Source organism: Paraburkholderia sp. Tr-20389 (genome assembly GCF_017104565.1).
Lineage (GTDB): Bacteria > Pseudomonadota > Gammaproteobacteria > Burkholderiales > Burkholderiaceae > Paraburkholderia.
This window is the reverse complement of record NZ_JAAGPD010000001.1, coordinates 823,886-836,706: the sequence shown is the minus strand read 5'-3', so window position 1 is coordinate 836,706 and position 12,821 is coordinate 823,886. Positions and strand designations below refer to the sequence as shown.

Annotated in this window: 7 protein-coding genes; 3 read left to right on the top strand and 4 right to left on the bottom strand. The window is 64.2% G+C overall.

Translation table 11 applies throughout. The annotated features are described in order from the left end of the window. Window positions 1–8 precede the first annotated feature (8 nt). Together G3N95_RS03725 and G3N95_RS03720 are read right to left on the bottom strand one after the other, a co-directional pair. Window positions 9–791: a substrate-binding domain-containing protein gene (locus tag G3N95_RS03725; protein WP_205968583.1), complete on the bottom strand. Its 783-nt coding sequence runs from the start codon at window positions 789–791 to the stop codon at window positions 9–11. Between the two features lie 54 nt (window positions 792–845). Next, entirely contained in the window at window positions 846–2,144 is a 1,299-nt protein-coding gene (locus G3N95_RS03720; protein WP_205968582.1) for an MFS transporter, read from the bottom strand. 615 nt (window positions 2,145–2,759) lie between these two features. On the opposite strand from G3N95_RS03720, the gene G3N95_RS03715 reads away from it, so the two are divergent. After that, window positions 2,760–4,340 carry an isocitrate lyase gene (locus G3N95_RS03715; RefSeq protein ID WP_205968581.1) on the top strand — a complete coding sequence of 527 codons (1,581 nt, stop codon included), beginning with the start codon at window positions 2,760–2,762 and terminating at the stop codon, window positions 4,338–4,340. Between the two features lie 124 nt (window positions 4,341–4,464). On the opposite strand, the gene G3N95_RS03710 is transcribed toward G3N95_RS03715, so the two are convergent. Then, entirely contained in the window at window positions 4,465–6,306 is a 1,842-nt protein-coding gene (locus G3N95_RS03710; protein WP_205968580.1) for an MltA domain-containing protein, read from the bottom strand. A 40-nt stretch (window positions 6,307–6,346) separates the two neighbouring features. Further along, on the bottom strand, window positions 6,347–8,440 hold the full coding sequence (locus G3N95_RS03705; RefSeq protein ID WP_205968579.1) for a serine/threonine-protein kinase: 2,094 nt from the start codon (window positions 8,438–8,440) through the stop codon (window positions 6,347–6,349). Between the two features lie 297 nt (window positions 8,441–8,737). On the opposite strand from G3N95_RS03705, the gene G3N95_RS03700 reads away from it, so the two are divergent. Continuing rightward, window positions 8,738–11,050, top strand: a complete 2,313-nt coding sequence (locus tag G3N95_RS03700) for a CHAT domain-containing protein (RefSeq protein WP_346778349.1) — start codon at window positions 8,738–8,740, stop codon at window positions 11,048–11,050. An 8-nt stretch (window positions 11,051–11,058) separates the two neighbouring features. Continuing rightward, entirely contained in the window at window positions 11,059–12,735 is a 1,677-nt protein-coding gene (locus tag G3N95_RS03695) for a ShlB/FhaC/HecB family hemolysin secretion/activation protein (RefSeq protein ID WP_205968578.1), read from the top strand. Window positions 12,736–12,821 lie beyond the last annotated feature (86 nt).

The following is a 12,821-nucleotide window of genomic DNA, read 5'->3' as shown; positions in this document are numbered from 1 at the left end:
GGCTGTTTTCAGTGAGTGGAGACGCTATCGAGCCCTGTCGACTTTACGTCATCCTGCACGCCTGGCGACGCGAGATAGTCGAGTAGCGCTTTCGCTTCCTTCGGATGCTGTGCACTCACAGGAATACCGGCGGCGAAGCGCGTCACCGATTGCAATGACTCGGGAATCTTGCCGGCGAAGGTCGCGCCCTTGACGGGCAACAATTCGCTCACCTGCTGGAAGCCGATTTCGTAGTCGCCGTTCGCCACCACGGAGGCCACTGGAATCCGCGGGATCATCTTCGCTTTCGACTTGACCTGATCCTCGATGCCGAGCTTCCGGAACAACTCACGCTCGATGTAGACACCGCTCGCGCTGTCGGAGTATGCGATCGACTTCGCATGCAGCAGTGTCTGCCGGAGTCCGTCCGCCGAGCTGATATCGGGTTTCGCCGCGCCTTCGCGCACGACCATGCCGATTCGCGAGTCGGCCAGCTCGACGCGGGATCCGGGGATCACCTTGCCTTCCTTGATCAGCTCGTCAAGCGCATAGCCGACCATGATGACGGCGTCCGCAGGTTCGCCGCGCGCGAGCCTGTTGGGGATCGCTTCAGGCGATTTGCCCATCGACGGACCTAGCGCGGTGTCGAGCGTGTTGCCCGTCTCAGACGCAAACCTGGGGCCGAGCACCTTGTACGCCGCGGTGAAGCCGCCAGAGCTCATGACGTGCAGGTCGGCGGCCTGCACGTTGGCGGCAGCGGCCGAGGTTGCCAGGAGCGCTGTCGCGCATAGTTTCAGAAGCGGATTTTTCATGATTGGAGTCGTGCCAGATAGCGGGGGATAGACGCTCGTGCGATGACATGCCCGTTAGTGCGCTGGTGTCAGCGTTGCTGCTCGCCTGCGATAGAGTGCGAACGTCGCCAGAAGCGCGCATGCTGCGGCGAAGCTCATCCAGTAGCCAGGTGCGGCCTTGTCGCCCGTCATGTGGATCAGCGCCGTCGAAATCGCTGGCGTGAATCCTCCGAACACTGCCGTTGCCAGGCTGTAGGCGAGCGAAAAGCCCGCGACGCGTACCTCAACCGGCATCACTTCCGTGAGCGCGACAACCATCGCGCCGTTATAGATGCCGTACATGAACGAGAGCCACAGAAGCGCGAGCAACATATTCAGGAAGCTCGGTGCATGAGCGAGCAACGACAGCGCCGGGTAGGCGGTTGCGATGGCGAGTATCGTCATGCCGACGAGAAGCGGCCGACGGCCGATCTTGTCGGAGAGCGCCCCGCCGATCGGCAGCCAGACGAAGTTCGACACCGCGACGCACAGCGTGACGAGCAAACTGTCCGCAGTGCTCAGATGCAAGACCGTCTTGCCGAAGGTCGGCGCGTAGACCGTGATGAGATAGAAGCTGGCGGTGGTCATTGCGACCAGCATCATGCCGGCGATCACGACGCCCCAGTTCTGCACCAGTGTGCGGAACACTTCGTTCATGTTCGGGCGATGCTGGCGCGCCTTGAATTCCTGCGTTTCCTCAAGATTTCGCCGCAGCATGAAGATGAACGGCACGATCATGCAGCCGACGAAGAAGGGGACTCGCCATCCCCAGTTCGCAATGGCCGTGGCGTTCAGCGACTGGTTCAACGCAAAACCGAGAGCGGCAGCGACGACGATCGCTACCTGCTGGCTCGCGGACTGCCAGCTCGTAAAGAAGCCTTTGCGGCCGGGCGTAGCCATTTCGGCGAGATAAACCGACACGCCACCCAGTTCCGCGCCCGCCGAGAAGCCCTGCAGCAGCCGGCCGACGAGCACCAGTACTGGCGCCAGAAGGCCGATGGTCGCGTATCCCGGCACGAAGGCGATCAGGATGGTGCCGCTCGCCATGATCGAAAGCGTGACGATGAGACCCTTGCGACGGCCTACATCGTCGATGTATGCCCCGAGCAATATCGCGCCCAGCGGGCGCATGAGAAAACCCGCGCCAAACACGGCGAAAGTCATCATCAGCGATGCAAATTCGCTCCCGGCGGGAAAAAAGACGTTGGCGATCTGTGTGGCGTAGAAGCCGAACAGAAAAAAATCGAACTGCTCCAGAAAGTTTCCGGCCGTTACCCGGAAAACCGCTGCGGCCTTTGAACGTCCCGGTGAAAGGGTCGAGGGCGAGGGATGCATCGACGTGTCTCCTGAAATTCCGAAATATGCGGCCAGCCGCTCTTTGTGATTGGAGACATGTTGGATCGTGGCGACCAAAACGATAAGTGCAATTTTCCGAACGATTGATGCTTCACGGTTATCAATCGAAATCACTTCCGGATACGCCGTGCGTTCGGGTGAGCCCCGGGCAGGGGTTGTCGTGATTGCGGCGCGCGCTGAGGCTTTCCACACGCGGTGCTCGAACGGACCACTCGGTCAGCGGCCCTCGATTATCCAACCGCGCGACGGGCGGCGATGGGTCCGAAAGTTCTCGCAGCACGAAAACAGTCATCCACAAAAGCCATCCCACCGCCGATCGTTCCTACGCCCGTTTGCCTCCAGCGAAAGCGCATTTCGTATTGCGGAATCCGCTCCGGTTTTCGTCCGCATCATCCTTTCGCCGCTTGAAAACCTGTTTTGCATGGCGAAAATCAGCATGTAGCTCATTGAAAAGTAAAGGAAAATTACGTCTTATGTCTTATATAAGAGTTACGGCAAACGGCACTATCATTGAGTCATGCAGTTCGCTTCGACGTACGCAGCGGCACGCTGAAACCATTTACTCAAACGCGCTTTGCTCTTAGGAGAAACACCATGGCCCAGTATCAAGACGACATCAAGGCAGTTGCCGGTTTGAAAGAGAACCACGGCAGCGCGTGGAACGCCATCAACCCCGAGTATGCCGCCCGTATGCGTGCCCAGAACAGGTTCAAGACAGGTCTGGACATCGCGAAGTACACCGCGAAGATCATGCGTGCCGACATGGCCGCTTACGACGCCGATCCGTCCCAATACACGCAGTCGCTGGGCTGCTGGCATGGCTTCATCGGCCAGCAGAAGATGATCTCCATCAAGAAGCACTTCAACAGCACCGATCGCCGCTACCTTTACCTGTCCGGCTGGATGGTGGCCGCGCTGCGCTCCGAGTTCGGCCCGCTGCCCGACCAGTCGATGCACGAAAAGACCTCCGTCAGCGCGCTGATCCGCGAGCTGTACACCTTCCTGCGCCAGGCCGACGCGCGTGAACTGGGCGGCCTGTTCCGTCAGCTGGACGCGGCCGTTGGCTCCGCCAAGGCCGCGATTCAGGAAAAAATCGACAATCACGTCACCCACGTCGTGCCTATCATCGCCGACATCGACGCGGGTTTCGGCAACGCGGAAGCAACGTACCTGCTGGCCAAGCAGTTCATCGAAGCGGGCGCATGCTGCATCCAGATCGAAAACCAGGTGTCCGACGAGAAGCAGTGCGGCCACCAGGATGGCAAGGTCACCGTGCCGCACGAGGACTTCCTCGCCAAAGTGCGTGCTATTCGCTATGCGTTCCTGGAACTGGGCGTGGACGACGGCATCATCGTGTGCCGTACCGACTCGCTGGGTGCCGGCCTGACCAAGCAGATCGCCGTGACCCATGCGCCGGGCGACCTGGGCGACCAATACAACTCCTTCCTCGATTGCGACGAGTTGTCGACTGACGAACTGGGCAATGGGGATGTCATCATCAAGCGCGACGGCAAGCTGCTGCGTCCCAAGCGTCTGCCGAGCAACCTGTTCCAGTTCCGTGCCGGCACGGGCGAAGCGCGCTGCGTACTGGATTGCGTCACCGCACTGCAAAACGGTGCCGACCTCCTGTGGATCGAAACCGAAAAGCCGCATATCGCCCAGATCGCAGGCATGGTCAACGAGATTCGCAAAGTCATCCCGAACGCCAAGCTGGTGTACAACAACAGCCCGTCGTTCAACTGGACGCTGAATTTCCGCCAGCAGGCGTATGACGCAATGAAGGCCGCAGGCAAGGATGTGTCGGCATATGACCGCGCTCAACTGATGAGCGTGGAGTACGACCAGACCGAACTGGCACAGGTCGCCGACGAAAAGATCCGGACCTTCCAGGCCGACTCGTCACGCGAAGCAGGTATCTTCCACCACCTGATCACGCTGCCGACCTACCACACGGCCGCGTTGTCGACCGACAACCTGGCCAAGGAATACTTCGGCGACCAGGGCATGCTGGGTTATGTGGCTGGCGTGCAGCGCAAGGAAATCCGTCAGGGCATCGCGTGCGTCAAGCACCAGAACATGTCCGGCTCGGATATCGGCGATGACCACAAGGAGTATTTCAGTGGTGACGCGGCTCTGAAAGCGGCGGGTAAAGACAACACCATGAACCAGTTCTGAGATCGGCAAATCTCCAAGGCAAACGCCAACCCAAACAGGTTGGCGTTTTTTTTCGGCGAGACTTTGCATTCTTCGTACGGGTCATTCGCGCTAAGCGTCGCAGGATGCGAAATGCGCGAGCAACTCATGGCGTGTCGTCGACGCATAACTGCGGATCGCTGACGACGCAATCCGCACTCGGTGCGGGTGCGCCGCCGCCTCGCGTTTTCAGCGTCGCATCCCGTGCCGGGATGGGGAGTCCTTTCGGCAACAGCACCCACATGCGCATGCGTTCCTTCGTTCGGCTCGCCTGCGCCTGTGCGCTCTGTCCGAAGCCGTAGAAATAGTCAGCCCTGACCGCGCCCTGAATGGCGCCGCCGGAGTCCTGCGCCATCATCAGCCTGTCGATTGCGCCAGGTGCCTGCGGGTCGTCGCGTGTCGAGACGAACACCGGCGCGCCGAGGGGTGTCGTACGCGGATCGACGGCGACCGAGCGGCCCGCCGACAACGGCACGCCCAGCGCGCCGACGGGACCATTCGGCGAATCAGGGATCAGCCTGAAGAACACATAGCTGGGGTCCGATATGGCAAACACGCGCTTGCCGGGCGTGCTGTTCGCCGTCGTGCCTGCTGTTCCCGCGTCGACGTTGCCCGTCTTTGCCGCGGACGTAGAGGCTGCGATGTTGGCGCCGCCCGCAGGGCGTCCGGCGGGTGTCACCGATCCGCCGCTTTGCGGTGTCGCCGCAGCCAGTGTGAAACCACGCAGCAGCGGCGACACCGGTTCGTCGTCGTCCTGCGTGCGGGAGAGGGGAACGCCGCCAACGGCATCGCCCGATGTCTGTGAGCTTGCGTTACCTGTGCCGCCCGTCGACGACTCATCCTCGACTTCGATCTCGACATCCACGCCGCGTACGGTGATCCGTTTCCCGCTGCCGCCCGCCCGCGCGACGGGTGGCAGGAAGGGCCTGCCATTCTGCTCCGCATAAGCGAAGCGGCGCACCGTGCCATCACCCATGCGCACCTTGCCCGCGCCTTGCACCTGCATCGAGTACAGCATCACGGGGTCGTCGACGTACGCGAGAATAGGTGCCTTGAGCGCGCCGCGCTCGATCTCCGCGCGCGTGTAGTACGGCACGATGCGCTCATGATCGAGCCGCAGACGGATCTTCTTGTCCCGTATGTCCGGAACGCTGTCGCGCAGGTCGAGCGCATAGATGCCCTTTGTATTGCCCGGCGTCGCATCGGTAACGGGAATGACCGCGCGGCCTTCGATGCGCGCGGCACTCGTCGAAGCGCGCGCACTGTCCGGCAGGCGTCGGGCATCGAGGTACAAGATGTCGTCGGGTGTGCCGTAGACGGGGTAGAGAAAGGCGCCGCCGTATTGCCGGCTGCCGTTGAGCAGCGGCTCGTAGTAGCCGGTCATCGTGCCGTCGTCGCTCTTGTCCGTATTCCGGATCTGGTAAGCGTTGAAATACGTTTCGAAGAATCGACGCATGGCGGCGGCGTCGTTCGCATTGACGGAGCGCGACGCCGCACACGGGTCCGACCAGCCCGTACGCGAACCGAGTACCGAACAACTGCGTTTGAACGCGTCCCACGAGCCACTGAGGTCGTCGGCGTTCCAGCCAGGCAGATCGTCGAAGCGGGCGGGGGCGTAGTACGCGTGACGGGTGGCGAAGGCAACACTGCTGCTCGTATTGGCCGCGTGCGCCGTCGAGGCGGCGGGTATGGCTGATGTGCTCGCGGGTGCGGGTGTGGGCATGACAGCGGCTGCCGTCACGGGTGCCACGGGGGCCGTTTCGGTCCGGACAGATGGCGTCTGCGTGGCGGGTGCGAGCATCGGCGCCGACGCCGGCGACGCCGGTTGGGCTGACGCCTGCGCCGCCTGTCCGCTTACCGGTCCCAGGATCGTCGTCGACGCAGGCTGGCTGCTTGCGCAACCGGCGAGGGTCGCAATCAGGCCGAGCTTCCAGAATACGTTGTGCATGCCGCCTCCTGGCCGTCGATGCACCGACCTTGTCCTTCTGCTACGTCGACGAACCGATGACGTCGATGGTGAACGTTGCCGCGCCGAACGAGTCTGGACATTGGGTCGCGCTCGCTGCACAACGCGGCTTGCCCGCGAATGGGGAATAACTTGCGGTGCGGCGGGCTGCGGCGGCGCGCTGCGCATCTTCGGGGAAATCCGCGAACACCGATTCGCCGCGCAGTCCGCCGTCCGAAAAGTCGCGCGGCGCGGATGAGATCATCACCAGAAAGTGGTTCGGACCAGCTGGCGCGCCCGCCATCATCGGCCAGCTGGCGCGCGGCAACGAAAGCGTCTGGCCTGCGGCAATCGAATTGTTCTTGTCGAGCCCGTTCGGAAACAGCAACAGATATTGCCCGGCGGGGTCGACCATGAAGACGTACACATAGCCGGCCTTGTTGCAGCCAACCCTGAACTGAAGATGATCCTTGTTGATGCGCGCGGTGGTGTTGCGCGACGTGGCGGTGACGCGGATCGACGGATCGGCGAGGCCGACGATCCGGTCGAGTTCGCCGCCGGGCGTGTAAGCCGTCAGTGCAGCTGTGGCGGGTTGCGCGGAGTTTGGCGCCGCGTTCGCGCTCGTGTTCGCGGACGGATTGGCGCTCGCAGTGGCGGCAGTGTTGGCGGCCATGCCCGATGCTGCGCTTGCAGGCGTGCTTGCCGCCGTCAGAGTGGACGCGGCAGCGGGCGGGGGAGCGGTCTGCGCGTGCTCCACGCCGGGCACGGCCTGATGGTTGCCGGCAGTGACGCCGGTGGCGACAGGCGGCGCCTTTGTCGTTGACGGCCGCATCGCGAACCAGCCGCCGAACACCGCCAGGACGACGACAGCGACCGCGCCGACCACGAGCCCGGTGGTTCGCCGGCTCGTCGGGCGCGACACGCTGGCGGCATCGGCAGACGCTGTTCCAGGCGTGGATGCGGCCGGGTTGGTGCGCGCTGGGGAGGCAGGGCGACGCTCGCCGCCCGTGCCCGTCTCCGATCCCGACATACCCGCGCCCGTGGGAGGCGCCGCGGCACGCAACGACGCCAACGCGACGGCCTCGTCATGCGCGCCGTCCTGACGGCTCAAGGCCAGGCCCAACTCTGCCGCGAGCGTATGGACGTCTTGCGGCCGCTCTTCGGGGCGCACCGCGAGCGCGTGATCGATTGCCTGCAGGAAGGCGGGTGAATAGCGGCCGGCAGCCTGCGTCGCGAGCGGCACGTAGCTGTCGTTCATCATCCGGCTGACCGAAGGCGGCGGCGTCTTGCCGACGATCGCGTAATAGACGACAGCGGCGAGCGCATAGATATCGGTCCACGGCCCCTGCTTCAACGAGTCGACTTCCGCGTACTGTTCGATCGGCGCATAGCCAGGCTTCAGGATCACGGTCAATGCCTGCGTCATGTCGCCGATCACGCGCCGCGCTGCGCCGAAGTCAAGCAGCAACGGACGCCCGCTGTCCTGCAGCAACAGGATGTTGTCCGGCGCAATGTCGCGGTGGTAGCAGCGCGCGCGGTGCATCACGTCGAGTGCGCTGATGAGCGACGTCAGCAGTGCGCGCAGCCAGGCTTCGTCGGGCGGCGTATCTTTCGCACGCAGCGCGTCGCGCAACGTCACGCCTTCGTAGTACGGCATCACCATATAGGCGGTGTGATTCGCTTCCCAGAAGCGATACACCTTCACGAGCGAATGATGATCGAACTGTGCGAGCAGGCGTGCTTCGTTGACGAAGCTCTTCAGGCCGGCGCGGAAGGTTTCTTCGTGGCGCTCGGAGCGTACGGAGACTTCGGCGCGGCTGCCGCGTGAAGCGAGCGCGGACGGCATGTATTCCTTGAGCGCGACGTTGCGGCCCAGTTGCGTGTCGTAAGCAAGGTAGACGATGCCGAAGCCGCCTTCGCCGATCAATCCCTTGATTTCGAACTCCGAGACCCGCGTGCCGACGGGCAGCGCGTGATGCGAATTGCCGCCCGTGGCCGTGGACGGAATGATGGTTGCGCTGTCCGTGCTGTCCGCACTATTGCCGCTATCCGCGCCCGCCGTGTCGACCGGGCCGGACCGGTTGTCGGGCTCGGTTGGCTGCGACACGATTACCGTCTTGTCGTCGGGGCTGGTCATCGGGACGGATCCCCAGGAAAGTCCAGTCGCGCGGCGCTGCGAACGAGCATGCAGCGTCCTCACGCGCATGCGCGTGTGTTTACTAGACGAATCACGTGGTCGTTTTTGAAGCGATGGCCGACCCGGCGCGGCAACGCCGTCGTCGTCGGTGTGCCGGGCCGGATTCAAAATGACGCATAGCCAATCGTTTCGTTAGAAAGAGGTGGGGATTTCTCGCGGTGCTCGCTCTTGCCGCACACTCTCGCAGTCACAACGGCTCTCCGGTCGCGTCCATGGACCGTCCAGCAGGAAGACGATGTGAACGAACTCACGAGAATCGCGATGTCCAGCATGGCGCGCACCGCGGAGCGTGAAGTGCAGAGTGGCGCTGCATGCCTGCACGCGTCGCGCATCGGCATGTCTGTCGAATGGCGTGCCGGGTTGCGTGCGGGGTTGCGTCCGGCTTCGAGTATCGGCGTGCGCATGGCGGGCATAGCCGCCGCGCTCATTCTCTGCGCGAGCTTCGGCGTATGCGGCAGTGCGCTCGCCGCCGCTCCAGCAGCCGCTGCGTCCGCTAGCGCCGTGCCGGGCCTCGCGCCCGAATCGGCGGGTTTTCGGCAGGCAGCCGAGCGCGAACGCGATGCCGAAACGCTACAGTCATTGACCTCCGAAGGGCGCCTGCTGCTTTCACGCGATCGCGTCACGCTGCCTGCATACGACTATTGCAGCATGGCGGTATCGGCGGCTGAGCGCGGCGACTTCCGCGACAGCGTCCAGGCGGCCGCTCGCGCACTGGTGATGGCGCAGCGCACCGACAACGCCGACCTGGCTGCCCTGTCGAAACGCGACCTCGCGATCGCGTACAGCTACGCCGGCGATCTCGCCGACGCCGAACGCTACGCCACGGAAGCACTCGCCTCCACCCCCAAAGCGCCCGAACAGGTGTTTGCCCCCGCCAACAAGGTGCTTGGCGACGTCGCTCTGCGCCGCGGCCATCCGCAGGATGCGCTGGACGCCTACAAGCGTGCACTCGAAACGGCATCGCCGCGTTACCGCCCGCTGGTGCTGCTCTCGATCACGAATGCGCAGATCGCCGCAGGCGACACCGTCGGCGCGCGCAAGACCTTCGACGCCGCCAGCCCCGCACCGAGCGCTGACCTCGCGCCGGAGTACCGGCGTATCGAAGGCAATCTGCTGCTGGCCGAGGGCAAGCCCGAGGATGCGCTGCTCTCGTTCACCACACTGCTGTCGGAAAGCGGCGGAAGCGATGCGAACTACGACCGCCTGTGGGCGCACGAAGGGATCGGCCGTGCCGACCTCGCACTCGGCGAGAGGGCGCGGGCGCGAGAAGCCTATCTGCAGGCTGTGGACGATTCGGAAAAGATCCGCGCGCGCTTTCGTAGCGAAGAGTTCAAGACGGGACTCTTCGGCGACACGCAGTCCGTGTTCGAAATGGCGATCGCGCTGACGGTCGAAGTGGGCGACTATGCATCGGCGTGGAACCTGTCCGAACGCAGTCGTGCGCGCGCGCTGCTCGACGTCGTGCGCAACCGCGTCGACGCGGGCGTGGACGACCGGCAACTGAACGGCGATGTGCCCGGCCTCGATGTCGTACGCAACGCACTGAAGCCGAACGAGGCGCTCGTCGAATATCACAGCCTCGAGAAGTCGATCATCGTGTGGGTGATCCGCAACGAAGGGCTCAAGGGTTACCGGCTGCCGATCGCGCGCGCCGATATGGACACGGCCGTCACCGACTTCCGCAACGCGATCGTGCGCCGCCGACCGACCGCCATCACCTATGGCGGCAAGCTGTTCGCGCTGCTGATCGCGCCACTCGGGTTGCGTCCCGACGAGCGGCTGATCATCGTTCCGCACGGCGCGCTGCACTATCTGCCGTTCCAGGCGTTGCACGGGCCGGATGGCTTTCTGATCCAGCGTCATCCCGTCGCGCTGGAGCCGTCGGCGAGCGTCGCGGTGCAGCTCGAAACGCGTGAGCGGCAGGTGGCGAGCAATCTGGTCGCGTTCGGCAATCCGACGATTGCGCCCGCCTATGCGCTGCCCGGCGCCGAGGCGGAAGTCCGCGGCATCGCGCCGCTGTTCGCCCGTCAGGAAGTCTTTCTGCAATCCAGTGCGACGCGCGTGAGCTTCCGTGACAATGCGCCTGCCGGCCGCGTCCTTCACGTCGCCACCCATGCGGAAGCCGACACGATCGACCCGCTGCATTCGCGCATCCTGCTCGCGCCCGTCACGCAGCCGGCCGACGGTCCCGACTCGCTGCTCGCGAAAGACATCTACAACCTGAAACTGAACAACGTTTCGCTCGTCACGCTGTCGGCGTGCGAGACGGGGCTCGGCCGCATTGCGCGCGGTGACGAGATTCTCGGCTTCACGCGTGCGTTCTTCTATGCGGGCGCGACGAGCCTGATCGTGTCGATGTGGCCCGTGGCCGACGAATCGAGTGCGCTGACGATGCGCACGTTCTACGCGCAACTGGTTGACGGGCATCAGGCAATCGATGCGATGCGCACCGCACAACTTGCGGTGATGCAGAACCCCCGCTTTGCACACCCGTTCTTCTGGGCACCATTCGACCTGATGGGAGGCTGGCGCCTGAGCATTGCGCGCTAAGAAGAACGATGAACAGACTCCGACTGATGGCGGCGGCGATGGCCTGTAGCGGCACGATCGCGTGGGGCCAGACGCTGCCGAATGCCGGCAGCATTCTCCAGCAAACCGCGCCGCGCGACACGCGCCCGGCGCCGCCGGGTGGCGGCCAGGCGCTGCCCGCCGTGCCGCAAGGGGCCGCGCCGCCCATCGCTGTGCCTGGGCCGACGTTCGTGCTCAAGGACATCACGTTCCGTGGCAACGACACGATTCCTGCCGATCAACTGCTCGCGCCCGTGCGCGAGCAGATCGGCAGGCAGATCGGATTTGCCGATCTCGAAGCGATTGCCGCCAAGGTGACCCAGGTCTATCGTGCGCGCGGCTATCTGCTCGCCCAGGTGGTGATCCCGGCGCAGGACGTGAGCGCGGGCACGGTCCAGTTCACCGTGCTCGAAGGGCGCGTCGGACATGTGCGGCTCGATATCGCGGCGGGCACGCCGATCCGCGAAGACCTGGTGCGTGCGCGCGTCGCGCAGATTCCCGTGGGCCAGCCGCTGCAACAGCACGATCTCGAACGCACGATGCTGCTGCTGTCGGACCTGCCGGGCATCGTCGTCACTTCGGCGATCGAAACAGGCGACGAGCCAGGCACCGTCGATCTGGCGATCAGCGTCGCGCCGGCCAAACGCTGGACCTTCGCGGTCGATGTCGACAACTACGGCGCGGATTCGAGCGGCACATGGCGTGTGGGCGCGCTGGCGCGGCTCAACTCGCCGTTCATGATCGGCGACAACCTCGACCTGCGGGTGCTCGCCAGCCAGCGGCTCGATACCGTGTACGGCCGGATCGGCTACGAGGCGCCCGTCAACGCGTACGGCACACGCGTGGGTGTCGCGTTGTCGCGGCTCAACTATGCGCTCGGGAAGGAGTTCGCGTCGCTCGATGCGCAAGGCGAAGCGACCGTCGCCGATCTGACGGTGACCCAGCCGCTGCTGCGTACCCGCAACCAGAACCTGCTGGCCCGAGCGAACCTCGAGTATCGCGACCTGATCGACAACATCGGCGTAGTGGACTCGCACAATCCGCGTTCGCTGATCGAGGGTAGCGTCGGTCTCAGCTATGAGAGCCGGGACGCGTTGCTGGGCGGCGGCTTCAACAGCGCCGACGTGGAGCTGCTGATCGGCAGCCTGCATTTCAGGAATGCGGCCGCCGAGGAACTGGATACGTCCCCGTTCGGGCGCAACACGCATGGCACTGAAATGCGCGCGACGTTCTTCGCAAACCGCCTGAACGCAGTGACGGAACGCTTCAGCATGTTCGCCGGTATATCGGGGCAGTGGGCCGCCACGACACTCGACAACTCGTCGCGTTTCCTGCTGGGCGGGCCGCATGCGGTGCGAGCCTATTCGCCGTCCGAAGGGCTCGTCGACGAAGGTTTCGTCGCGACGGTCGAAGCGCGCTACGCGATCAATGCGAAGGCGGCGGTGTTTGGCTTCTTCGATTTCGGCACCGGTTGGTACAACGCGAATTCGCGCCCGAACCAGGGGCCCAACATGATCACGCGCAGCGGCATCGGCCTGGGTGCGTACTGGGTCGCGCCCGGCGGCATCTCGCTGCAGGGCACCGTGGCGTGGCGCACGACCGGCTCCGATACCTCCGGCGACGACAAGGTGCCGCGCCTCTACGTGCAGCTGACGAAAACGTTTTGATGAAGAGATTCTGAAGCGTCGGGGAGGGAAGCGATGTCCGGTTTGCGCGCCGCATCGTCGGGAATCGCCCGCGACGTGCAGACGGA